Annotated in this window: 21 protein-coding genes; 3 read left to right on the forward strand and 18 right to left on the reverse strand. The window is 43.1% G+C overall.

Annotated features, from left to right (window positions below):
• Positions 1-80: 80 nt before the first annotated feature.
• The 14 genes from minD to LIZ66_RS14135 all read right to left on the reverse strand — a co-directional run bounded on the left by minD (position 81) and on the right by LIZ66_RS14135 (position 18,192).
• Positions 81-863 carry a septum site-determining protein MinD gene (gene minD / locus LIZ66_RS14070; RefSeq protein WP_148463014.1) on the reverse strand — a complete coding sequence of 261 codons (783 nt, stop codon included), beginning with the start codon at positions 861-863 and terminating at the stop codon, positions 81-83.
• A gap of 130 nt (positions 864-993) precedes the next feature.
• Positions 994-3,819: a penicillin-binding transpeptidase domain-containing protein gene (locus LIZ66_RS14075; protein ID WP_308768428.1), complete on the reverse strand. Its 2,826-nt coding sequence runs from the start codon at positions 3,817-3,819 to the stop codon at positions 994-996.
• Between the two features lie 56 nt (positions 3,820-3,875).
• Entirely contained in the window at positions 3,876-4,403 is a 528-nt protein-coding gene (gene mreD, locus LIZ66_RS14080) for a rod shape-determining protein MreD (protein WP_148463012.1), read from the reverse strand.
• Complete coding sequence (gene mreC / locus LIZ66_RS14085) at positions 4,393-5,391, reverse strand: rod shape-determining protein MreC (RefSeq protein WP_148463011.1); 999 nt, start codon at positions 5,389-5,391, stop codon at positions 4,393-4,395. The genes mreD and mreC overlap by 11 nt, the downstream gene beginning before the upstream one ends.
• Positions 5,392-5,446: 55 nt before the next feature.
• Entirely contained in the window at positions 5,447-6,460 is a 1,014-nt protein-coding gene (locus LIZ66_RS14090) for a rod shape-determining protein (RefSeq protein WP_148463010.1), read from the reverse strand.
• A gap of 84 nt (positions 6,461-6,544) precedes the next feature.
• Positions 6,545-7,249 carry a RadC family protein gene (gene radC / locus LIZ66_RS14095; protein WP_148463028.1) on the reverse strand — a complete coding sequence of 235 codons (705 nt, stop codon included), beginning with the start codon at positions 7,247-7,249 and terminating at the stop codon, positions 6,545-6,547.
• Between the two features lie 229 nt (positions 7,250-7,478).
• Complete coding sequence (locus LIZ66_RS14100) at positions 7,479-9,077, reverse strand: NAD(P)/FAD-dependent oxidoreductase (protein WP_173718922.1); 1,599 nt, start codon at positions 9,075-9,077, stop codon at positions 7,479-7,481.
• A 14-nt stretch (positions 9,078-9,091) separates the two neighbouring features.
• On the reverse strand, positions 9,092-10,282 hold the full coding sequence (locus LIZ66_RS14105; RefSeq protein WP_173718921.1) for a BaiN/RdsA family NAD(P)/FAD-dependent oxidoreductase: 1,191 nt from the start codon (positions 10,280-10,282) through the stop codon (positions 9,092-9,094).
• A 105-nt stretch (positions 10,283-10,387) separates the two neighbouring features.
• Positions 10,388-11,665 (reverse strand): methionine gamma-lyase family protein, encoded by a 1,278-nt coding sequence (locus LIZ66_RS14110; protein ID WP_173718920.1) that lies wholly within the window; start codon positions 11,663-11,665, stop codon positions 10,388-10,390.
• Between the two features lie 95 nt (positions 11,666-11,760).
• On the reverse strand, positions 11,761-12,711 hold the full coding sequence (miaA, locus tag LIZ66_RS14115; protein WP_173718919.1) for a tRNA (adenosine(37)-N6)-dimethylallyltransferase MiaA: 951 nt from the start codon (positions 12,709-12,711) through the stop codon (positions 11,761-11,763).
• A 12-nt stretch (positions 12,712-12,723) separates the two neighbouring features.
• Positions 12,724-14,937 (reverse strand): DNA mismatch repair endonuclease MutL, encoded by a 2,214-nt coding sequence (mutL, locus tag LIZ66_RS14120; RefSeq protein ID WP_227200938.1) that lies wholly within the window; start codon positions 14,935-14,937, stop codon positions 12,724-12,726.
• 98 nt (positions 14,938-15,035) lie between these two features.
• A complete protein-coding gene (gene mutS, locus LIZ66_RS14125) occupies positions 15,036-17,660 on the reverse strand; it encodes a DNA mismatch repair protein MutS (RefSeq protein ID WP_334285830.1) in 2,625 nt (874 codons plus the stop codon).
• A 101-nt stretch (positions 17,661-17,761) separates the two neighbouring features.
• Positions 17,762-17,938 carry a tyrosine-type recombinase/integrase gene (locus LIZ66_RS20110; protein ID WP_148462081.1) on the reverse strand — a complete coding sequence of 59 codons (177 nt, stop codon included), beginning with the start codon at positions 17,936-17,938 and terminating at the stop codon, positions 17,762-17,764.
• Between the two features lie 56 nt (positions 17,939-17,994).
• Positions 17,995-18,192, reverse strand: a complete 198-nt coding sequence (locus LIZ66_RS14135; RefSeq protein WP_173718917.1) for a helix-turn-helix domain-containing protein — start codon at positions 18,190-18,192, stop codon at positions 17,995-17,997.
• Between the two features lie 289 nt (positions 18,193-18,481).
• On the opposite strand from LIZ66_RS14135, the gene LIZ66_RS14140 reads away from it, so the two are divergent.
• Entirely contained in the window at positions 18,482-18,667 is a 186-nt protein-coding gene (locus LIZ66_RS14140) for a hypothetical protein (RefSeq protein ID WP_148462071.1), read from the forward strand.
• A 28-nt stretch (positions 18,668-18,695) separates the two neighbouring features.
• Here LIZ66_RS14140 and LIZ66_RS14145 read toward each other — a convergent pair whose 3' ends face one another.
• The 4 genes from LIZ66_RS14145 to LIZ66_RS14160 all read right to left on the reverse strand — a co-directional run bounded on the left by LIZ66_RS14145 (position 18,696) and on the right by LIZ66_RS14160 (position 21,951).
• A complete protein-coding gene (locus tag LIZ66_RS14145) occupies positions 18,696-19,685 on the reverse strand; it encodes a phosphatase PAP2 family protein (RefSeq protein WP_173718916.1) in 990 nt (329 codons plus the stop codon).
• Positions 19,675-20,388 (reverse strand): DUF975 family protein, encoded by a 714-nt coding sequence (locus LIZ66_RS14150; protein WP_187564844.1) that lies wholly within the window; start codon positions 20,386-20,388, stop codon positions 19,675-19,677. The genes LIZ66_RS14145 and LIZ66_RS14150 overlap by 11 nt, the downstream gene beginning before the upstream one ends.
• Before the next feature lie 131 nt (positions 20,389-20,519).
• Complete coding sequence (locus tag LIZ66_RS14155; RefSeq protein WP_226815539.1) at positions 20,520-21,023, reverse strand: RNA polymerase sigma factor; 504 nt, start codon at positions 21,021-21,023, stop codon at positions 20,520-20,522.
• Positions 21,013-21,951 (reverse strand): hypothetical protein, encoded by a 939-nt coding sequence (locus LIZ66_RS14160; RefSeq protein ID WP_173736149.1) that lies wholly within the window; start codon positions 21,949-21,951, stop codon positions 21,013-21,015. Before LIZ66_RS14160 ends, LIZ66_RS14155 begins: the two co-directional genes overlap by 11 nt.
• A gap of 279 nt (positions 21,952-22,230) precedes the next feature.
• On the opposite strand from LIZ66_RS14160, the gene LIZ66_RS14165 reads away from it, so the two are divergent.
• Complete coding sequence (locus LIZ66_RS14165) at positions 22,231-23,559, forward strand: GHKL domain-containing protein (RefSeq protein ID WP_173736150.1); 1,329 nt, start codon at positions 22,231-22,233, stop codon at positions 23,557-23,559.
• 15 nt (positions 23,560-23,574) lie between these two features.
• Complete coding sequence (locus LIZ66_RS14170) at positions 23,575-23,745, forward strand: hypothetical protein (protein WP_227200937.1); 171 nt, start codon at positions 23,575-23,577, stop codon at positions 23,743-23,745.
• Positions 23,746-23,777 lie beyond the last annotated feature (32 nt).

Consider the following 23,777-nt stretch of genomic DNA (forward strand, 5'->3'; position numbering starts at 1 on the left):
CCATTCCAGAGCATTAGTTGACATAACATTATTACAAACAACCAACATGCTATTTTGCGTAACTAATTATTACCTGAATATCAATGTCTTTTAAACAGTCTTGAAAACATACCTTTCTTCTGTCTGAGTTCTGCAAAGGGAACTTCCTCTCCCATAAGCCGTTTGCAAATATTTTGGTATTCCTCCTCCGCCTGAGAATTTTTACCAGAAAGAGGCTCACCCTGATTGGTTGCTATCACAATCTGTTCGTCATCTAAAAGAGTTCCAATCAGATCTACAGCCAGAATCTCTGTCACATCATCCACAGACATCATATCTCCCCTGGCGATCATGTCAGGACGAAGACGGTTGATGATCAGATGGATATCCCGCAGATCATTTGCTTCCAAAAGCCCAATGATACGATCCGCATCGCGAATTGCAGATACCTCCGGTGTCGTCACTACAAGAGCTTTATCTGCACCTGCAATGGCATTCTTAAATCCCTGCTCAATTCCAGCCGGACAATCCAGCAATATATAATCAAACTCTTCTCGCAGATCATCCGTCAGTTTGATCATCTGTTCCGGTGATACGGCAGTTTTATCCTTGGTTTGCGCAGATGGCAGCAGATAGAGCTCCGGATGGCGCTTGTCTTTGATCAGAGCCTGTTTCAGACGGCAGCTTCCATTCACCACATCTACCAGATTATACACGATCCGGTTCTCCAACCCAAGCACAACATCCAGATTACGAAGACCAATATCCGTATCCACAACCACGGTTTTCTTTCCCATCATAGCCAGACCAGTTCCTATATTGGCAACTGTAGTGGTTTTTCCTACACCGCCTTTTCCGGATGTAATGACAATGACTTCACCCATTTCTTCTGATTCCTCCTAAACAAAATGTTCCAAAATCCTGGTATTTCTCTTATGGATATGCCTGCCGGAACACTCCCGGCAGGCATATCCAGTACTGCTGATCAGACTATGAACAGCAGCAAAATCGTTTTTAGTCATTCGATGTATCACTGGTATCTGTAGAAGCAATACCTGTGAGAATAGAATCTTTATCTGCAAGATTGTACATATATTTAAAAATATCATTAGCAATCAGACATGCATTACCGGAGCTGTAACCATTGGCAATACGGATTGCCACTGCATACTCCGGATCAGAGGCCGGCGCATAACCGATAAACAGACCATGGTTTGGATGACGAAGATCCAGCTCTGCTGTACCGGTTTTACCTGCCACTTCTACTCCAAGACCATCAAACTGGGAATGAGTCTGGATCACACGACGCATACCATCATGGATCACATCCCAGATATTTGAAGATATATTTACCACATCCTCAATTTCCGGCTCATACTCCTGGATCACTTCTCCCTTCGGGTTCATTACTTTGTCCAGAAGGGTCAGTTTAAATACATTTCCGGAAGTAGCCATAACAGTAGCATAACGAGCCAGTTCTGATGTGGTAAACAGGTTATTTCCCTGTCCCATATAAGATGGAACTGCTTTGGCATCGGAAACCTTCGGAGTTGCCTCTGAAAGCTCGATTCCAGTCTTCCGGTCCAGACCGATCAAAGAGGCATATTCCTGAAGCTTATTCAGACTCTGCACCTCGGAGAACTCATTATCCCCAACTTTTCCTAGCTGAAAACCGATCATGTTAAAGAAATAGTTACAGGACTGCTCGATTGCAGTACGGATATCCAGACTTCCATGACCATTCTTATACCAGCAATTAATAGGCGGATCTACATAGTCAAAAGTTCCGGTACATTCAATATATGTACCTTCGTCAATAATTCCTTCTTCCATTCCTGCAATTGTTGAAAGAAGCTTCAGTGTGGAACCTGGTGCAGTGGTTTGCTGGGTCGCTTTATTGAAGAACGGACTGGACTGGTCAAGTGCCAGCTTTGCGTAATAATCTGTATCCATATCATTGGTCAGACGATTATTGTCATATCCGGGATAGGAAACAAGTGCAACCACATCTCCAGTCTTTACATCTACAACTACAGCGGACGCTGAGCATGGCATTAATGCCAGCTGTGCAGGCTCTATCTCCAGAGTGTATATCTTATTGATCATAAAATCATAAGCTCCCATTGCTCCGGAAGCCAGATTCTCATAATCATCATCATTTTTGTCAAGGACTCCCTGCTCATAAAGCACCAGGCAGATTTCCTGTCCGGAAATTGTATCTTCCTGCAGCATATATTTGTAAAGGAGCTTGGAAAATCCAGTATCCGTACTGAGATAGTCAATAATATATTCTGTCAGTGCCTGATAAATTTCCTCAGAATCCAGATACTCTCCTTCCGGTGAAAAGCTGCTGATGTCGATCCAGCCCTGGCTTGTGGCATAAGTCAGGTAATCCTTCAGGCTGATGGTTTCATCTGTTGTCCATGCTTTGTAAGTAGCATCTGATGTATCGATGGCATCTTTGGAAATAATTCCAAGCGTGTCTCTAAGAAGGTCATTACAGATGTAAGACAGATATTCCTGTGTTTCTTCATCTTCATCCTTATAGGCTGGCGGGTTTGAGCCATTCAGCTTCGTGCTTATTGTATCAAAAACTCTCTGCTGCTTTTGTTGAAATTTGGCATATAAATTTTTTTCTATGTCAGAGGCATCCTCATTGCTGAATTTGGTGATATCAATCACACTGTTGGAAATCAGGGCATTGTATACATCATAAATAGGAATACGGATCTGACTGGCATCTGTGACATACGTGTAATCAAAAGTCTTTGCCGCATCAATTTTCGTCAGAAGAACACCAGCCACACGCTGTTTGAGGATCTGATAGATTGCCGATTGCCAGTCAGTTTCAATAGTAAGCTGCACATCATCTCCTGCAACCGGCTCTACTTTGGTGTCCTCGTCAATTTTTAGAACCTTTCCAAGGTTATCAACAGAAACCGTCTCCTTACCGTCTGTTCCCTGAAGGGTAAGTTCCATATACTGCTCAATTCCTGCTTTACCTACGATCGCATCATTGGAATAATCCGGATTCTGTTTCCGAAGCTCTGTCAGCTCCTCGGAGGAAGCCTTACCAGTATAGCCAAGGATTGGTGCCATGCTTTCATCATCAATATACAGGCGGATGGAATCCTCAACCACATCAATTCCCTGCAGTCCGGTCTTATTCTCCATGATCGCAGCTACCGACTTTTCACTGACATTGGTAGCAATGGTAACCTGCATGTATTTCTTAAAACTGTTGGTATTCAGTTCGTAGCGGATAGTTGCAATATCAAGCATTTCCTGCTTGGTCAAAGTAAGAGGCAGACCATGGGAGATCAGCTCGTCCTCTGTATAAGCACGATCACCGCTAAGAACAATAGAAAATTTCTCGGAACCAGTGAGAAACTCCATCATCTGATCCGCAGTCGCCGTCTTCTGTTCATCTTTCAGATCATCGATCAATGCCTGTCCATAAATATCGGCACGGAAGCGATTCAGGGTAAAGCCCTCAACAACATCAAAAGCATACTCTCCATTCTTATCTACCACAATATGGAAGGAATGGGTAATATCATCTCCGTTGCTGTGAAGGATCTGAAGTACCTGATAGGCTACACCATTTAATGTAAGATTCTTCTCCCTTGTAGAAGTGTAAGTTCCATTATCTTCCAGCGTCAGAGAATAGGATAGCACATTAGATGCAAGAATATCTCCGTTTCTGTCCAGAATATTTCCGCGGGTGCTCTTGAGCACACGCTCTTTGGTTGTCCTGGCCTGGAATTTGCTGATGTAATCCTCTCCCTGAATAATCTGCAGATCAAATAATCTACGCACCAGAACAACTGACATTATCACAAATACCAAGATCAGGACTGTTGTTCGTTTTAAACTGATTTTCTTGAAAATTCGTTTTATTTTAGTACCCAAATTGACTCACTTTCTTTCCTGGTTATGTTCATGTAGTGATAGTTTATGTAACGGAAAATCCGGTATACAATCAAGGTAATAAATACCGTGTAAAACATTTCCGGGATAATGATCCTGTACAGATAAGTCCCAAGTCCCAGTCTGCCTCTTAAAAGGAACTGCAGCCCATAAACAGACAGATTATATAAAAGATCTGCAACTGCAGTCAGAAACATAGGAACCTTCACATCATCATCGTAATAAATCCTGTGCGCATATCCACTTAAATAACCAATATACATATAGATCAAAGCATAAAATCCAAATACTGATCCAAAGAACAGATCCACAAAAAGCCCTGAAAAAAATCCTGCCCAAAGGCCGCTTTTGCGCCCGCGCATAAGCCCCATGGATACACAGAAAACCAGCATCAGATTAGGAGTTACAGAGCCAATAGAAATCAGATCCATAACCGTACACTGCAGAAGAAAACATATTACGATCGTAAGAAAATAGACAATCTTACCCTTCATCTGCGCCCTCCTGTCCGTCTGCCGCACTGCTGTCAGTACTGCCGCTACTCTCCTGACTGCTGTCGCCAGAAGTACTGTCAGAACTGCCGCTGTCAGAATTGCCTTCCACCTGCGCAGTTCCGTCTACCAGATCCTGCTTATTCACAGTAATAACAAATACATCTTTCAAATGAAGGAAATCCACAGGTGTTACAATGGTTCCTGTCTTAGTCAGATTATTGCTGTCTACCTGCACTTCGCTTACATATCCGATAAACAATCCTTCTACAAATTTCTCACTGATATTGGAAGTAACAATACGTTCCCCGACAGTCACCTTGTTCTCCTGATCATAAAGCTGCTCAAAGCGAAGCTTTCCTTCATCAATCAGTTCCAGGTCTCCGTTTACAATACAGTTATCAGAAGTGCTTACAGTCATTGCACTTACGCTGCTGCTGTCATCAATAATGGAGCGGACAGTAGCCCAGGAGGAACCAACTTCTGTGACAATTCCAACAAGCCCCTTGCCTGCGATCACATTATTATCGACCCTTATCCCATCATCAGAACCTTTGTTGATCATAAAGGTATCGTACCAGTTTCCAGGATCTTTGGAAATGATAGTCGCAGCCACCTTCGGATAGTCCTCATAGGTCTGATCCAGATTGTAAAGTTCTTTCAGTCTCTGATATTCCCCCTGATCCTGGATCAGTTTGTTATTCTGTGTAGTCAGACTGTCCAGTTCTGCCTTCAGCTCTTCATTTTCAAAAAGCAGATCCTGTTTGTCCTTGAAACTGTCCCTAATAGAACGGACCATACTGCCGATCTTTTCAATGCTTTTTTCAAAAGGGACTATGACAATTCCCGCTGTTTCCTGCAAAGGAGCTGTGGAAATACCTGAAGCAAATGTAGCCACAATACAGCTCAGACAGAAAAGTGTCATAATCGCCAGCAAATGTTTACTTTTCAGATTTATGCGAAATCGAAATTTTTTCTTAAGGTTTTTCATAAAATGGCACCCCTAAAAATTTATGATTTATAACTGTTCAGTACCTTCACAGTTACTATAATTTTCTTTGTGTGATGGGCTGAGCCCATTTACGAAGTTCTCTGTCGTGGATGATCTTCTCCAGACCTTTTACAGCTGAAGTTTCGTAAAGATCTGACAGGTTAAAAGAATAGCCTGTGTAACTTGCCAGATATGTATCTATATGAGGGATTCTGGTGCTCCCTCCGGTAAGGAAAATGCCTTCTTTCGCAATGTGGTAGGATATCTGCGGCGGGATACGTTCCAGAAAAACCTTCATCTGGGCACCGATCTCATTGACACAGTTCATGATTCCCGCATTGACTACATAGGCAGAAATAACCTCTTCCCTTGGAAGACCGGAAACACTGTCAATTCCTACAACCTTACGTGCCTGCTTATGCTGGTCTGCAAGCCGTCCCATTACCAGCTTCAGCCGCTTCCCGGTACGGGTACCGATCTGAAGATTATAACGCTTGCGTACTTCGCTGCACACGGCCTCATTCATCTGACGTCCGCCAATTGGAATCTTCTTGTTTATGATAATACGGCCTCCCGTAATAATGGAAAAATTCGTACTCTGGGCACCAATATTTACGATCATGCTTCCTGCATTGTTCTCCAGATCCACACCCATAGCTATGGCATCTGCAATAGGAGCCTCTACCATGTAAACCCTGTTCTTCCGCAGCCAATGTCCATTCGCCACCTGATAATAAGCTCTTTTTTCAATAGCAGTCATGTCCAGAGGAACTGCAAAGTACATGACAGAGCCTATTCCCAGAATTTTATCAATTTTTTTCATCATACTGTAAAGTACAATTTCCTGCAGTTCCAGATTGGCTATCATACCAAAAGCCATCGGCGAACTTACGGAAATATCAGAGGGTGCTTTCTCAAACATTTCATACGCTTCGTTGCCCACGGCTATGATTTTGCGGCCCTTGGCCGCAATCATGTTCTTCTCAATGTAGCTTTTATTTCGAATCATGGAATAGACCTTGACGGAACTGCTTCCAAGGTCTATTCCATATGTTTTTTCAAACAGCATATATCTGTCCCTTCATCCTTACTATGCCCTGCAAAAACAAATACCCGCCACTGGTTTACAGACGGCGTCAGCACTTCCGGCGGATCATTCCTCCGGCATCATTCCCTGTTCTTTAAAGCTAATGTATCTCTGGTCACCGATCACAACGTGATCCAGAAGCTTCACCCCAAGAATCTCCCCAGACCGGTAAATACGCTCTGTAATTTTCTTATCACATTCACTGGGCGTAGGATCTCCGCTTGGATGGTTATGAACCAGGATCACACTTACAGCGTGAAACTTCAATGCTTCCATAAAAACCTCCCTTGGAGTGATCAGAGTTGAATTCACGGTTCCCCGGGAAAGCATCTGCTCACCAAGAAAATGGTTTTTTCCATCCAGCAACATAACGATCAATACTTCCTGCTCTTCGTGCCGGAGACGTTCCATATAGTATTTTGCTATCGTGATGGGTTCGTTAAAAGAAAGTCTTGGTCTGGCAACAGCAGACGCCATCCGCTTGGAAAGCTCCCCGATACATTTCAGCTGGACGGCCTTGACTTTCCCGATTCCGTTCACCTTCATCAGATCCGGAATGGACATATGTAAAAGTCCCAGAAGTCCCGGATAGGAGGTATCTTTCGTAAGACTTAAGATTTGATTGGCGAGTACAAGAGAATTGCAGCCTTGTACACCGCTTCTCAGGATCACTGCCAGAAGCTCGCTGTCGCTGAGCACGGATGGTCCCCACTGCAGACATTTCTCATAAGGACGTGACGACTCCGGCAGTTCTCTGATGGTCTGTTTCATTTCATTCATATCTTTCACCTGCAGTTCTCCAGGACTGACAGGATACTGCTCACACCATACCCAAAGCATACTTCGCGCAGCTTTGCCAATGAACAGTAATGGGACTGTTCTTCATGCCATAATAAGCAGATTCTTCTTATTCCCCGAGACACAAAGACAGTTTTCCCCGCATTGTGTTTCACAATGCAGACTCATTTTAGCATAAAAAAGGAGAGATGTACACTCTCTCCTAAAAATTTCTAAACTTTTTAGAAACAGCTTCCGCTACTTTTATGCCATCCATAGCAGCAGAAGTAATCCCGCCTGCATATCCAGCGCCTTCCCCACATGGGTAAATCCCCTCATAGTTTGCTTCCAGGGAATCCTTATCACGGACAATACGCACCGGAGATGATGTTCTGCTTTCCACGCCGGACAACACTGCATCAGGACGGTCAAAGCCTTTGATTTTTTTTCCAAAGGCAAGAACACCCTCTTCTATGGAATCACCGATCTCTTTTGGAAAAATACTGCGCACATCACCTGGAACACAGTCACCCTTAATACAAGGTTCTACATCTTTAAGTCTTGTACTTGGCTTATGATTCTGATAATCTTCAAACAACTGTGCCGGAACCTTACCATTTCCAGCTTTCCACGCTGCGCGTTCCAGACTGCGCTGGAATGCTACACCGCCCAGTGGACCCTCTTCTGGAAAATCAGCCGGAGTCACCGATACGATCAGCGCACTGTTTGCATTGCGGCTGTCCCTGGCCTGATAGCTCATACCATTTACAGCAAGCATCTCCGGTTCCGAAGAAGCGTTCACCACATAACCTCCCGGACACATGCAAAAGGAATAAACACCACGGCCATTTTCACATGTGTGAGTGACTTTATAAGCAGCTGCTCCAAGTTTCTCGTTTTCCTCTTCCCCATAAAGAGCCAGATTGATCATGGACTGTGGATGTTCCATACGTACACCTACTGCAAAAGATTTTGGTTCCATATAGATTCCTTTTTTCTCAAACATGGAAAAAGAATCTCTTGCGCTGTGTCCAACTGCCAGCACACATACCTGGGCAGGAATCCTTTTTTCCCCATTTATCTCAATTTCTTTTAACTGACTGTTTTCAAAAAAAAGATCTGTCACTTTGGAACGGAACTGGAATTCCCCGCCCATTTCCTCAATTTCATGGCGAAGAGTCTCCACCACACCAACCAGCACGTCTGTACCAAGATGTGGTTTCTGCTGATAGATAATTTCTGACGGTGCACCCGCCTGCACGAAACGCTTCAGTACTTCATGATTTCTTCCTGAAGGGTCCTTTACCAGAGTATTTAGTTTTCCGTCGGAAAAAGTACCAGCCCCACCTTCACCAAACTGCACATTGGAATCCGGATCCAGTATGCCATTTTTCCAGAAATTCTCGACAGTCTTCTGACGGATATGCGCTTCCTCTCCCCGTTCCAGAACAAGAGGCCGATAACCTGCCCTTGCCAGATACCAGGCACAAAAAATTCCGGCAGGTCCGCTTCCTACAATGACTGGCGGATATTTCAGTTCCTCTTCACCAGGAGATGGAAATATGTATTCCTTTTTCTTGGTTGACATAATGTTATTATCATGAACCTTTCGTAAGATCTTGTTTTCCTGATTTATATCCTGCAAAGACACGTCTACTGTATAAACAAATTTCTTATCCTCTTTATGCCGGCAATCCAGTGACTGCTTCACTATTTCGTAAGTGAAGCCTTCATTTTTCAGACGAAGCTCCTTACGGATCTTTTGGCTTAACTCTTCCGGGGTATGATTGATTGAAAGTTTCAGCTGGGTAATTCGAATCATGTTATTCTCCTTTTTCAAACACGCTCTGACATTTTGCTGGCATTCACTCCTGCAACATAACCGCTGGACCAGGCCCACTGCAGATTGTAACCGCCACATTTCCCATCAATGTCCAATAGTTCTCCTGCGAAATATAGGCCTGAATTTCGTGTGGATTCCAAGGTCCGGGCGTTAACCTGCGTAGTATCAACGCCGCCTGAGCACACCTGTGCCTGTTCAAAAGACTGATAACCAGTCACTTTAAGCGGATAGCTGCTGATTGCTTCTTCCAGATCATTTGCTGACAAAAGCACTTTTGCAAGCTTATCCGGGAAAAGTCCGGTCAAAAAGTCTTTTTTTCCTTTATAGGGGCAGTTTTCCTTTCGTATTTTCAGAAAAGCTTTTAACTGTTCCCGGGAAAATTCTGGCAGAAAATTTAAAATCAGAGTCACATTTTTTCCCTGTTTCAGTGCACGGATTCCGTATCGGCTGACCTGAAACACCGGAATTCCAGATACGCCATAATCAGTAAGCTGTAGTTCTCCTGTTTCCTCTGTGACTTTTTCCCCATCCACAAGCAGCGTAATTCTGCCTTCTGTTCGAACACCTGCCCAGCCGGAAAAGCCTGTATTCCTGCATTTCAGGGCAGTTAAAGCTGGGAGAGGCTCTATAAGCCTGTGCCCCAGTGCTGCGGCAAGCTCATAACCGCTGCCATCTGAACCGGAAATTGCAGAAGCTTTGGAACCATTGGCAAGAATAACAGCCTCACCCTCGTATATCCAGCCTTCTACCTGAACCTTCCAGATATCCTGTTCCTTAAAAACACGTTGTACTTTTTGGTTGGTCTTGATCTTTACCCCAAGATTCCGTGCTTCCATACACAATACCTCGGCAACGCTTGCTGCCTGTCCGCTGTGAGGATAGAGATAGCCGCCGTTTTTATTTACAGGATAAATTCCAAGCCGGGTAAAAAATTTCACCGTGTCTTCTACCGGAAACTGGTTCAGAACTGCCTGTTCAAAGCCTGGATTTTCGCTTCGATATGCATCAGACGGCACCTGGATATTGGTAAAATTACATTTGCCGTTTCCTGTAGCGCAGATCTTTTTGCCTGGTTTTTCATTTTGTTCCAATATGGTTACAGCGGCCCCGTTTTCTGCAGCTGCAATGGCAGCCATCAACCCGGACGCCCCGCCGCCTGTAACGATAACACGTTTTTTCTCCATATAAACTCCCGTTTTTTACATCTGTTTGAAAGAACTTATGGTAACGGTTCAGCGCTTCACAGTTATACGCCTGGCGTTGCACGAAAATTCATGTTTTTCATGATTTCACGGTAATTTTACCAAATCCTGCTCCACAAGTTTCTGCAAGGACATCATAACACCAAGTTTTGCATGCTCCCAGGTGAGTCCTCCCTGGAAATATACGGCATATGGCTCTTTCACAGGTCCATCTGCGGAAAGCTCAATAGAAGAGCCCTGTACAAATGCGCCAGCCGCCATAATGACCTGGCTGTCATAACCTGGCATATCCCATGGCTCCGGATCAACATAACTGTCAACCGGGGCAGCAGCCTGAATCCCCTTACAGAACGCGATCAGACGCTCCGGACTTTTTAAAGTCACTGCCTGAATAATATCCTGCCTTGGCTCTGTGGAATTTGGAACCACGTCAAATCCAAGCTTTTCATAAATATTGGCTGCAAAAACAGCGCCCTTTAACGCACCCTTGGTCACCATCGGTGCAAGGAAAAATCCCTGATAGAAGGAGCGGTTTACGCCAAGTGAAGCTCCCACCTCAGCACCAAGTCCCGGACAGGTCATACGGTAAGAAGCATTTTCCACGCACTCTTTGGTTCCCGCAATGTAACCGCCAATTGGAGCAAGTCCGCCGCCCGGGTTTTTGATCAAAGAACCAACCACCATATCTGCACCAACATCACTGGGCTCAATCGTGTCAACAAATTCGCCGTAGCAATTGTCTACCATACAGATCACATCAGGCTTAATGCTCTTTACAAATGCGATCAGCTCGCCAATCTGCTTTACTGAGAAAGAGGGGCGTGTCATATAGCCTTTGGAACGCTGAATCTCAACCAGTTTTGTTTTCTCATTGATTGCTTTGCGGATATTTTCATAATCGAAAGTTCCATCCTCAAGAAGATCCACTTGACGATAAGTTACTCCGTATTCTGCCAGGGAGCCCTTGGATGGACGGATACCGATCACCTCTTCAAGAGTATCATATGGCTTTCCGGCTGGTGCCAGCATTTCGTCGCCTGGACGCAGGTTTCCAAAAAGAGCAATGGCCAGGGCATGCGTTCCACACGCAATCTGCGGACGCACCAGACATGCTTCTGTGTGGAATGTATCCGCATAAACTTTTTCCAGAGTATCACGACCGTAATCGTTGTAGCCGTAACCGGAAGAAGAACCGAAACACTCCTCGCTGACACGGTTTTTCTGCATAGCCAGAAGCACCTTCATCTGGTTATATTCTGCTGTTTTGTCAAACTTTTCAAAACGCTCCTTTAAGGATTCCTCTATTTCATGGCAAAAATCGTAAACCTGGGAAGAAATTCCCAGCTGCTCGTATAATTCTTTCATAATAATTCTTTCCGTCTGTCTGACGGTATTCCTCCATTTTTTGTTATTTTCAAAGGCGGGCGATTCCCCTGGGGAAAATCTGATTATTGAAATAACTACTCTCCAGTTATTCCTTTTTCATGGCAAACATTCAGCATATACTCCAGCATTTTATCCTCGTTATACCCGAACTCATCTTTATTCACCCACACTGTTTCCGGCTCTCTGCGGAACCAGGTGAGCTGGCGTTTGGCAAAGTGCCGGGTGTCGCGCTTCAAGATCCGCACAGCCTCTTCCAGCGACATTTCTCCATCCAGATAGGCCAGGATTTCTTTGTATCCAAGGCCTTGCATGGAAACCATACCTCTATGACAGCCCATGTCCTTCAGCTTCTGGACTTCTGCCACAAGACCGCTGGTCATCATTTCATCCACCCGCTTATCAATGCGTTTATATAAAAGCTCCCGTGGTGCATTCAGCACAAAGTATGCCAGATTATAGGGGCTGGTCCGTTCCTGCTGCTCCTCATTGTGTGCGGAAATAGGGCTATGGTTCTGATGATAAAATTCCAGTGCGCGGATTACACGCTTCGTGTTGTTTTCGTGGATCACTTCGGCGCTTTTGGGATCCACCTCTGCCAGCATCTGATGAAGATATGCAGCACCTTTTTCCTGGACAAGCGCCTCCAGACCGGCCCGATATCCATCATCCTGCTCGGCCTGGGTAAAATCAATGTCTCTGGTCACCGCCTGAATATAAAAGCCGGTTCCCCCCACCAGAATGGGAATATGTCCCCTGGTATAAATCTTTTCCATGGCATCCTTTGCCATCTGTTGGAAACGTACAATGTGAAATTCTTCCTCTGGCATCAGCTCATCCACCAGGTAATGGGGAACTCCCTGCATTTCTTCTGGCATGATCTTCGCAGAGCCAATATCCATATATTTATAAACCTGCATGGAATCTGCAGATATGATCTCGCCGCCAATGGCTTTTGCCAGAGAAATAGACAGCCTGGTTTTTCCAACTGCAGTGGGACCGGTAAGGACAATAAGAGGTTTTTTCATAATCTCTCCTGTTTATACAATTCGCTTAAATTTCTTTTCAATTTCTGTCTTTGTCATCGCAATGATAGTGGGACGGCCATGAGGACAATTATATGGATTGTCCAGAGTAAGAAGCTCGTCGATCAGCTTATCTGCCTCCAGAGCAGACATCTGACGATTTCCTTTGACAGCAGATTTGCATGCCATTGTGGCAAGTCTTGCTGTGAAAAGGTCAAAAGCATCCTTTGCACCTTCTCCTCCCAGATTGTCAAGCATTTCCAGAAAGAGTTCTTCTTCATGGAATCCGTACAAATTTGTCGGAACTGCACTGATACAGTATTCCCTTCCACCAAAGGGTTCAATCTCAAAACCGTATTTCCTGAAATATTCTTCGTTGGCTTTTAATTTCGCCTGTTCATCCATGTTCAAGGTCACCACAAGCGGAGGATTCAGATATTGCGATTCAATGGACTGTTCTTTAAAACGTTTTACAAAGCGCTCATAATTTACCTTTTCGTGAGCTGCATGCTGGTCGATAATGTAAAACTGGTTTTCAAATTCCACCAGCCAGTAGGTGTCAAACAACTGGCCAATCAGCTTATGGCGGTTTCGGGATTCTGGTGCCAGAAGTTTCTCCTGAAAAAGCTCAAGCTGCTTTCCCCCAACGGATGGATATTCTGTACCTGGATCACTCTGTCCAGGCTCAGATTTATCTGGTATCTCATAGTTTACGGATACAGCAGTCTCTGCCTGATTATCGGCTTCATTCATTCTCTCAACCGATATGTTATCTTCTGCCGCTTTTTCATCTGCACTTTTATCCGCTTTTTCTTCTGCTTTTTCTTCTGCTTTTTCATCCGCTCTTTTATCTGCCTCCGCAGCCTCTTTTAAAGTTCCTGCAAAAAGAGCTTCCTCTTCCTTGCTAAATGGCTTCGCCTGATAAATTGCCTGCTCACGAAGCACACTGCTGGCCTGACAGCCAGAGCTGTTTACAAGGCTTCCAGATGAATTTATTTTTCCAGTTGGAGCTGTTTTTTCAGTTAGAGCTGTTTTTCCAGTTAGAACTGTTTTTTCAGCAGCCTGTGAATAGCAGCTTTCATTATTCCCTGCGCTGCTTCGACCAGCTTTTTCAGCAGCACCTTCACAATGAAGTTCCGTCCTGCGACTTTTCTCAAATGGCTCCGGAACTGCTCCGCGGCTTACTGCTGCCACCTTTGATTCCCGCTCCTCTTTTCCCACTGGAACAACCGGTATCAGTTCTCTGTGAAGAAGCGCATTGTGAACAGCCTCGTAAATGGCATCATACACCTCCGCCCCTCTTGCAAAACGAACCTCCAGTTTCCGGGGATGAACATTTACATCCAGATCATTTCCTGTCATCTGGATCTGCAATGACACAAAAGGAAATTTATGCTGCATGACAAAGCCCTTATATGCATCCTCAATGGCCTTCGTAATAATATTGTTTTTCACAAATCTGCCATTTACATAGTAGTTCTCAAAGCTTCGGTTTCCTCTGGAAACCTCCGGTTTGCCGGCGTATCCCTCAATTTTCATAAAATCATTTTCGTAGGAGACTTCCAGAAGTGCTTTCGCCATATCCCGGCCATATACATTATAAATAACATCCTTCACATTATAATTGCCGGAAGTATGCAGTTTCACCTGTTTGTTCTGAATATATTTAAAAGAAATCTCCGGATGGGAAAGAGCAAGCTGTTCCATCATAGTTCCAATATAATTTGCTTCTGAAGAATCAGATTTCAGGAACTTGCTCCGGGCCGGTGTGTTGTAAAAGAGATTCCGAACCAGGAAAGTAGTTCCATCTGGAGCTCCCATTTCCTCAAGGCTTTGTTCTACGCCGCCTTCGATCACGTAACGCACGCCGCTGATAGCAGAAGGAGTTTTTGTGATCAGCTCCACCTGGGAAACTGCGGCAATACTGGATAAAGCCTCACCACGAAATCCCAGTGAGGCTATGTTTTCCAGATCTTCTACTTTTTCAATTTTGCTGGTAGCATGACTTAAGAATGCCGTAGGTACCTGAGCAGCCTCGATTCCCCCTCCGTTGTCTGTAATACGGATCAGCTTCTTTCCTCCATCTGTAATCTCTACTGTTACAGCAGTAGCACCAGCATCAATGGAATTTTCTACAAGCTCCTTTACAACAGAAGAAGGGCGCTCTACCACCTCACCTGCTGCAATTTTATCAATGGTATGTTTATCTAAAACTGCTATTTTTCTCAAGTTTTTCTCTCCATATAAAAGCAGGTTGACCGCTTCGGTTCACAATACGGACATGTCGCCTGCCGGTGACAGCACCATATATGAAAGTCAGCTGTCAGTTACCATCTGTTCTTTATCTTATTCTGAAGATTGTATAACGTATTTAAGGCTTCCATGGGAGTCAGATTTCCAATGTCAATGCCTTTTAATTCTTCAATAATGTCATTGTCTTGTACAGTGTCAAATAATGACATCTGCGCCATATCCATTTCTACCTTCGGCTTCTTCTTCGGTGAAGCCAGATCTTTTACAGCAGCAGTAATGTCTGCATCGCTTAATTCCTCGACCAGCTCTTTTGCACGGTTAATAACAGAATCCGGAACACCTGCCAGCTTGGCGACCTGAATTCCATAGCTCTTGTCTGCGCCGCCTTTCACGATCTTACGGAGAAAAACAATATCATCACCTTTTTCCTTAACTGCAATGCAGTAGTTGGTAACGCCGGAAAGCTTCCCTTCCAGTTCTGTCAGTTCATGATAATGTGTGGCAAATAGTGTCTTGGCTCCACAGAGCTTTGTATTGCTGATATGTTCAATCACTGCCCAGGCAATGGCAAGACCATCAAAGGTACTGGTTCCACGGCCAATCTCATCCAGGATCAGAAGGCTCTTGGCAGTGGCATTTCGAAGGATATTGGCAACCTCAGTCATTTCCACCATGAAAGTACTCTGTCCGCTGGCAAGGTCATCTGATGCACCTACACGAGTAAAGATTCTGTCCACAATTCCAATTACAGCCTTATCTGCCGGAACAAAGCTTCCAATCTGTGCCATAAGTACGATCAACGCAGTCTGGCGCATGTATGTGGATTTACCTGCCATATTTGGACCTGTAATAATGGAAACTCTTTTTTTAGTATTGTCAAGGTATGTATCGTTGGCAATGAACATATCATTATCGATCATCTGCTCTACAACCGGATGACGACCACCTTTGATATCTATAATTCCGCCTTCATTTACCTTCGGACGTACATAATGATTGCGCTCAGCAACAAGCGCCAGGGATGCAAACACATCCAGACCTGCAATTGCCTTGGCTGTACGCTGGATTCTTATCACTTCCTGGCCAACTTTATCACGGACATTGGAAAACAGCTCGTATTCCAGGGCATAAAGTTTATCTTCAGCGCCAAGGATCATATTTTCAAGGTTTTTCAACTCCTCGGTAATATAACGTTCTGCATTTGCAAGAGTCTGTTTACGGATGTAGTTCTCCGGCACCAGTTCTTTAAACGTATTGGTTACCTCAAGGGCATAGCCGAATACACGGTTATATTTGATCTTCAGGGATTTGATTCCGGTACGCTCACGTTCCTTTGTTTCCAGCTCTGTAAGCCATTTTTTTCCATCTGTGCGGGCACTGCGGAATTTATCCACATCTTCGTTAAAGCCTTCACGAATAATGCCTCCATCCTTCTGGGCAAGGGGCGGTTCATCTACAATGGCGTGCTTGATCAGATCTGTAATATCTTCAAGACTGTCCATGTCCTCGTAGATTTCTTTCAGAATCGGTGCCTGAAAGTCCTTGAGAACCTGTTTAATATAAGGAATCATTTCCAGAGAGGACGCAAATGCTACCATATCTCTTGGATTTGCAGACTTAAAGCTGATGCGGCTGACCAGACGCTCCAGGTCATACACTGGATTGAGATATTCCCGGATCTCATCGCGGAGCATCGGTTTCTCATTCAGCTCTTCAAGAGCTTCCAGTCTGCGATTGATCTCTTCTGCATCGATCAGTGGCTGTTCCACAAAGGAGCGAAGAGTACGGGCACCCATGGCTGTTTTAGTCTTATCCAGTACCCAGAGAAGAGAACCTCTTTTCTGCTTTTCACGGAGGGTCTCCACCAACTCCAGATTTCGTCGGCTGGAGCTGTCAATCAGCATATAACGCTCTGCCGTATAAGGACGGATGGTAGTCATCTGAGAAAGTGCAGTCTTCTGCGTTTCCTTAAGATACAAAAACAGCGCTCCGGCAGCTATGATTCCACTGTCATAATCGCTGATTCCAAGGCCTTCCAGATTGGTTACGTGAAAATGTTCCCTTAATTCTTTTCTGCAGGTATCATCATCGAAATACCAGGCATCCAGGGAAAAAATACAAATTCCAAGACGTTCTTTCAAATCGTCTGTGTCAACCCCACTCATAAAAAAGGAATCATTACATATGATTTCAGCCGGACTGAATTTGTTGATCTCATCAACCAGTTTCTGGCTATTTGGTACTTCTGTAAGGAAACAGTCACCTGTGGTAATATCCGCTATTGCACAACCAAAGCGGTCTGCTATGGAGACAATTGACATCAGATAATTGTTCTTTGACTCATCCAAAGAAGTTGCATCTAAAGTAGTTCCGGGAGTAACCACACGGATAACAGCACGCTTTACAAGTCCTTTTGCTTTTTTCGGATCCTCTACCTGTTCGCAGATTGCAACTTTATGTCCCCGTTCAATAAGACGGTTAATATAGGTATCAGCTGCATGAAAGGGAATTCCACACATAGGAGCACGTTCTTCCAGACCGCAGTCTTTACCGGTGAGCGTCAGTTCCAGCTCCTTGGATACCAGAAGTGCATCATCAAAAAACATCTCGTAGAAATCCCCGAGACGATAAAATAAGATGCAGTCTTTGTATTCTTCTTTTGTTTTGCAGTATTCCTGCATCATGGGCGACATGTTCATTCTTTTGCCAGAACCCCTTGATTTATCTACATTTGCGCCGCTTTTGGAAGTGTTACTGCACGGTTTCTGCACGGTATTTTCATTTTTTGTTTCATTTGTATTCATCTTATTCTTCTCTTACTATCATCATAAAATATCGTAGTTTTATTAAGTGTTTTGTAAATGCGGATTCGGTGTGCATGAAAATCAATGTCTTCCCACATAAGAGCTGCCAGTTCTCCAATACGCATCCCAGTGTTTAAAATAATATAAAACACCTCATAATATCTGGTTTTCATCCTTTCCCGACCAGATCACAAGTACATCAGAATATTAACACGTTCCAGAAAAATATTCAAGTCTCCTGTTTTTCCAGCCATTTCTCAAATTTTTTCTTATGAACAAGGGTTCTTCGCCCAATCCGAACGGTAAAATCATTTTCTGCCATTAAAGTTCGCACTGTCCTTTCAGACAATCCGGTAAGTCCGCAAGTTTCTTTTACTGAAAGAAGAAGTTTCTCATTTTCTTCTCGTCCGCCTCTACTTTTCAACATAACTGTTCTCCTTTCGAAATTGTGTTCTGTTTTCAACACGATCAAGACTTTCCCTTCTAAATATACTCTGTTTATCCACTTTTCCATCCTCCAGTATGCAATTTGTTTATCATATCATCTGACTGATGCTGTATTTTTATCATTTGTTTATTGTATCTGGTCTCTGACGCTTTGCATCAAAGATCTCTAGATAAAAATAATTTTTTCTTCATATAATGTGACAAATCCTCTTCTGATGTTTATAAACAGATAGGAAGCATTCGAATTCTTACAGGAAAGGAGAACTATTATGAGCGAAATCAAACAGAACATTACAAACGAATTATCTGAAGAAGAATTAGAAAATGTTGCCGGTGGTTTTGGCCGTCCTACTATGGATGATCCCAGATATAGGGAGCAGATGAGGATAAACAATATGTTAAAACGAGGCATGAATATGGAGGAAATTCAAAAAGCGTTGAAGTCCTATTCGTAAATAACTATATCAATCCTTCCGGGCAGCCTTAGGGCTGCCCCTGTTTTTCTCTGGTCACCTTATCACTTCCACGATTAGTCAGAGTTCCTGCCAGTACCACCGTTCCTGGCACCAGCACCATGATATATATGATTCCAAGCCCAAATCTGAGGAACTTGCCAAGGCTTCGGCTTATTTCTTCTATTATATATGGGCACCCTGTATTTATCCACCAGTACAAAGGAATTAATGCAAAAATACTGATAAACAACCTTAGCTTTTGCGAAATTCTGTCAAAATCTAATTGTCTTTTTTCCAGTATCCTGCAGATGACAAAGGATGCAATAAATCCGACTCCTTCATATGCATCTCCCCGCATTTTAGCAGGATCAACCAGAAGTGATCCATCCGGCAGATAATCAAGTGGATATGGTTTGTATTCATAGTACAGCACAGCAGCAATACAGATCAAAAGCCCTGCCACAAGAATCATGAGGTCTCTTTTTTTGTCTTTTTCACTCCACAATTCCAACCACCCGGTCAGATACATCATAACTGCTGTTGATATAAATCCCACCAGAACATCCTGCGGAGTATGCACTCCCAGATAATTTCGTGAAAACATAGTCAGAAATACCAGCACAAACAACAGACCTGCAACGACACTGTGCTTTTTTTCCATGAACCAAAGTCCACTTCCACCGAACATAGCCGTTGCCCGCGTTGTATGCCCACTTGGAAATGAATATCCGGTAGCTGCTGTTTTAGAATCACCATAGGGTAAAATCCGTGTATCCCGTATCCATGGGCGATAGACACAGAAAGTAAGCTTTAAAAATCCGTTGATAAACAGACCGCCCCCAAGTCCTGCCAGGATTTTTCGTCCCGCCTTCCGGTCAAATGCCCAGTAAATCATACACATCATTGCAATAGGTAAAAATCCTGCGGACAGCTTTGTTACTGCATTCATAAGCGGTGTCAGAATACTGCCAACCGTTTCGCGAAATTGTTGCAGGTACAATAAATACTCAATATCCATAGCTTTCCTCTTTCTGCTGTTCTTTCAGGCGAAAATAAAGCTGTGACTGTGTTAAATACTGATATGGTCCGGCAAAGAATATATTAACCAACCCGAATGTTATAATTCCCAGAAGGCTCCATCCTATAAAAGACAGATCTAATACAAATGCAGCCCACTTATTTCCCTTCATCATCTGACGGCTCTTTTCAAAAGCTTCTTTTCGATTCATCTGTGGATTCTCTGCCAACAAAAACGGAATCATCATATACTCATACTGTTTTATAATTCCCGGAATTATAAACAAAAGACTCCATAAGCTTACAAACAATGTCCGCAAAAACATAATCCAGCCAACATTCTTTCCATCTCTCCTGTTGATCACCGACCAGATACATCTCGTCTCCGCTGTTCCGTATTCACATTGAATAAACAGCTTTTTACATCCCACCTCCAGAGGATTCCAAATCAAAATCGTCATAATAAAGTTAACAAGCAACGCAACTGCCACAATTCCAAGTGCAATTCCTAAAACAAGGCCAAAATCATCAGTTTCTACTGCGCCTATCACTTCATCAAAACTTCCGGAAGAAGACCTTTCTACTACCGAGACCACTCCTGAACCTCCAATCAGGGATAATATAATTCCTGCCAGAACTGCTTTCCAATAATTTATCTTTAAAAGCTGTTTGGCACACTCTTTCAATTCTCTCCTTGTCCACATATACAATTCCCTCCTCTTCAAACTACCCATATGCAAATATCTCATATCTGAAATATGTCATCCGGCTTTCATAATCTATTACAATGCATTATCCCCAGTCAGTTCAGGCAGAGTCTCTGTAGCCTGAACGCCTATTCCCCCTGTTTTTCCATAATCATTCGCAACTTCTCCAGAGCACGTTTCTGTATCATCCTTACATTTCCCGGTGATAAATTCATCTGCCTGCCAAGCTCTGTGGAACTTTTCTGATAATAAAATCTTCCCAGAAGAATTTCCCGTTCTCTGTCAGAAAGCTGCTCCAGACTTTTTCTTAATGTCTCTTCTCTCATAATCTTTGCCACAATCTCTTCCGGCATTTTTTCCCGGGGAATTGTCTGCTGCTTCAGGATTTCCAGAGAATAATGAGTCTTTTTATCCCTATAATAGTTTTTCAGGCGGTTTGCTGTGATTGCATACAACCAGGTAGCTATACTACCTTTTTCTTCATCATAACTGTCCATATTTCTGTAAAAAGACAGAAATACATCTCCAGTCAGTTCTTCCGCTTCATACAGATCAGGAACTCTTTTATGTATAAATGTCAAAATTTTCAGATAATATTCCTGATAAATACGCTCAAACTCCTCATACTTCATCCTCCGCCTCTTCATAAGACTCAATCTCTGCATAGAGATGTGTGTCTTCTTTCACATCTTCCTCTGGCTCGTACAGTTCTTTACACTCCTTATCTGTATACATAATGTAATAAGAATTATCGTCATGAAGCATGATCCATACATGATTATCTGCTGGAACCGTGATTGTATAATCCTTTTCCTGCTCTGTACCAGGAGCTGCAGTAACTGTCACATTACGTACATCACCTTCTGCTTTTTCTGCTTCTTCGTACTTTTCACAGAGATCTGCTACATCCTCAGGCCTGTCCACGCCGTAGGAGAATTCCATCTTCGAAGCTTCTTCCGAAGTGCCGTCCTTATGATTCAGAATCTGAGTATGTTTCAGTGGTCTGTAATCATCCGAAGCAACCACATATTCCATAGAAATCCAGTCTCCCTCTGTGTAGGATTCTCCATCTCCCTGAGAATTCAATGTGCTCTGCGTAAGTTCTTCAGGTACCTTTGTCTGTATAATGATCGTATCACCATCTTCCTTCAGATCCGTCACTTCTTCCTCTATGGTTTCATCTGTGTAAAAGCTTATAAGATCATCTGCATTTCCATCTGCTTCATCAATATACAGACAGGAGAGATACTCATCTCCTTCTTTTCCGTATTTTAATTCGCCATCTTTATAGAGCATCTGGGTAGTACCATACATATCTACATACATCACTTCAGAATCTTCATAGTCATATACCTTTGTATTCTGCAGTATATATTCACAGGTAGCTTCATAGCTTTTATGATTGCTTACAAGACTGTCTGTTTCTCCTGCTTTCATCATCTGTTCCAGTGCATTGTCTTTTGTCAGTTCAGGTAACGTATCCGATGCCTGAACACTCACACATTCTGCTCCCAGAGTTCCCATAATCATTGCCGTCACAATAATCATTCTTTTCTTCATTTTTTAGTCTCCTTTTCTTATATTTTTTCCTTTACGATGCCAGTAAGAGCGAGCTTTCGGGCATTATACCGTATCAAAAGCTCTCCTCATTTTGACAGTTTTCTGTATCTGTATTATTTATGTTATTTGAATTTGACTTTCCTGTCTATATTTTTGCGTGAATAGTCAAAATATGGTGTGAAAAGACCTTCATATGATTTGATTTTGCCTTCTGCCAATGGTATACTTGTTTTTAATAGGTAACCTGACCATTATCTATTTTTATGACAGGAGGTTTTTATGATAGCATTGCGTTATTTCTGCGGATTTTCTCTTCAGATTTTTCCTTATGCATTTTTCTGTTTGTATACATTCCGGGATTGTTTCCGCCTAAGCACAAAAAAGGCAATGCGCATGGCACTGTCCATTTTTATTGTAATGGTCATTCCGTTTTCTCTTATCGCACAGTTCAACATCGGCGGTGATTACAAAGAGCTGATCTCGAATGCTATTTTTTATATTGCCTTGTTACTGTTCGGAATGTTGTACTGCTTTATCATCCAGGCAAAAACAGTAGAAAAACTGTTTGTATTTTTTGTTGTAATGAGCTACGGATTCTTTGTCACAAGTACTGTTACTTTTTTGCACCGTACTTTCCGGTTTCCGTCCGATCATTTTATGTATCCGCCCCTTGCACTGATTCTCACACTTATCATAAATCTGCTTCTTGCGAAACCATTTCTCATGCTGATGGAGCGAATCCGTACTATGATCAACGCTGATCTGGAATCACGTATCTGGAAGATTCTCTGCTCCCTCCCTGCTTTGTTTATTCTAATTGCCAGCATTGCACAATTCTCAAGCATAATAAATCTTTCCACCAATATGGTTGTCCATGCTATGTTTGTATTGTTTGCAGTATTTGCTTTCATAGTATATGCCGTATTCTTTAGTGTCATGGAATACATCCGCAGCAAACAGGAAGAACAGAGAATTTCCGAGCGGATACTGGAAAGCTACCGGAATCAGGCAGAAAACAATGAACATATTCTGGAAATGCACCATGAGATCCGGCATCATATGAATGCCCTGTCCGCCTATCTTAAACAGGAGGACTATGCAGGTGCCAGACAATATACGCAGAAATTTACTGAAGAAGCCGAACAGCTTCCTTTTGTCACCTACACAGCCAATGCTCTGGTCAATTCCATCCTTTTAGAATTTGCAGAACGTGCCAGCCGTTATAAAGCCATAGTGGAGTACAGTATTATCATTGGCAGAAAACTCAACATGGAAGACATTGATTTGTGCCGGATGTTGACAAATATATTGGAAAATGCAGTAGAAGGGTGTCAGAAGGTTTCTGAAGGACAGCGGATCATCCGGCTGAATCTCCATTCAAAGGGAAATTTTCTGTTTATTAAATGTGAAAACTCCTGCAATGAGGATAACTTGAGAATCACGAATGGAAAATATAAATCCAGTAAAAAGAACAGTGACAGACACGGTTACGGTCTTAAGATCATCAATGGAATCGCCGAAAAATACAATGGTATACTGAACGTACAGGTACGTGGTGGCTTTTTTGCTGTAACAACAACGCTTTGTCTTGACGAAAATAACGAATAATAGGAGGCTTTCACTATGTACCATATTGTCATCTGTGATGATGAACCGATTTTTTTAACACAGATATCTGAAATGATCATCGATATTTTAGCATCCATGGGAGAATCCTGCGAGATTCGAAAATATACTTCTATTTCAGAATTAAAAAATACATTGCAGAATACTCGTGAACTACTCGGCAACTAAGTTACCAGAGTATCTGAAATCTGGCGGGATAC

This window comes from Blautia faecis (genome assembly GCF_020554845.1).
In the GTDB taxonomy this organism is placed as follows: Bacteria; Bacillota; Clostridia; order Lachnospirales; family Lachnospiraceae; genus Blautia_A; species Blautia_A faecis.

What these genes read in the sequence shown, in the direction of transcription:
- mreC (WP_148463011.1), bottom strand. Translation starts at nt 5,391, where the DNA reads ATGAAAAACCTTAAGAAAAAATTTCGATTTCGCATAAATCTGAAAAGT.
- LIZ66_RS14160 (WP_173736149.1), bottom strand. Translation starts at nt 21,951, where the DNA reads ATGAAGAAAAGAATGATTATTGTGACGGCAATGATTATGGGAACTCTG.
- LIZ66_RS14145 (WP_173718916.1), bottom strand. Translation starts at nt 19,685, where the DNA reads ATGGATATTGAGTATTTATTGTACCTGCAACAATTTCGCGAAACGGTT.
- LIZ66_RS14165 (WP_173736150.1), top strand. Translation starts at nt 22,231, where the DNA reads ATGATAGCATTGCGTTATTTCTGCGGATTTTCTCTTCAGATTTTTCCT.
- radC (WP_148463028.1), bottom strand. Translation starts at nt 7,249, where the DNA reads ATGAAACAGACCATCAGAGAACTGCCGGAGTCGTCACGTCCTTATGAG.
- LIZ66_RS14170 (WP_227200937.1), top strand. Translation starts at nt 23,575, where the DNA reads ATGTACCATATTGTCATCTGTGATGATGAACCGATTTTTTTAACACAG.
- mreD (WP_148463012.1), bottom strand. Translation starts at nt 4,403, where the DNA reads ATGAAGGGTAAGATTGTCTATTTTCTTACGATCGTAATATGTTTTCTT.
- LIZ66_RS14090 (WP_148463010.1), bottom strand. Translation starts at nt 6,460, where the DNA reads ATGCTGTTTGAAAAAACATATGGAATAGACCTTGGAAGCAGTTCCGTC.
- LIZ66_RS14150 (WP_187564844.1), bottom strand. Translation starts at nt 20,388, where the DNA reads ATGTGGACAAGGAGAGAATTGAAAGAGTGTGCCAAACAGCTTTTAAAG.
- LIZ66_RS14135 (WP_173718917.1), bottom strand. Translation starts at nt 18,192, where the DNA reads ATGTTGAAAAGTAGAGGCGGACGAGAAGAAAATGAGAAACTTCTTCTT.
- LIZ66_RS14140 (WP_148462071.1), top strand. Translation starts at nt 18,482, where the DNA reads ATGAGCGAAATCAAACAGAACATTACAAACGAATTATCTGAAGAAGAA.
- minD (WP_148463014.1), bottom strand. Translation starts at nt 863, where the DNA reads ATGGGTGAAGTCATTGTCATTACATCCGGAAAAGGCGGTGTAGGAAAA.
- mutS (WP_334285830.1), bottom strand. Translation starts at nt 17,660, where the DNA reads ATGAACATGTCGCCCATGATGCAGGAATACTGCAAAACAAAAGAAGAA.
- LIZ66_RS14155 (WP_226815539.1), bottom strand. Translation starts at nt 21,023, where the DNA reads ATGAAGTATGAGGAGTTTGAGCGTATTTATCAGGAATATTATCTGAAA.
- LIZ66_RS14105 (WP_173718921.1), bottom strand. Translation starts at nt 10,282, where the DNA reads ATGGAGAAAAAACGTGTTATCGTTACAGGCGGCGGGGCGTCCGGGTTG.
- LIZ66_RS14110 (WP_173718920.1), bottom strand. Translation starts at nt 11,665, where the DNA reads ATGAAAGAATTATACGAGCAGCTGGGAATTTCTTCCCAGGTTTACGAT.
- LIZ66_RS20110 (WP_148462081.1), bottom strand. Translation starts at nt 17,938, where the DNA reads ATGAAAACCAGATATTATGAGGTGTTTTATATTATTTTAAACACTGGG.
- miaA (WP_173718919.1), bottom strand. Translation starts at nt 12,711, where the DNA reads ATGAAAAAACCTCTTATTGTCCTTACCGGTCCCACTGCAGTTGGAAAA.
- LIZ66_RS14100 (WP_173718922.1), bottom strand. Translation starts at nt 9,077, where the DNA reads ATGATTCGAATTACCCAGCTGAAACTTTCAATCAATCATACCCCGGAA.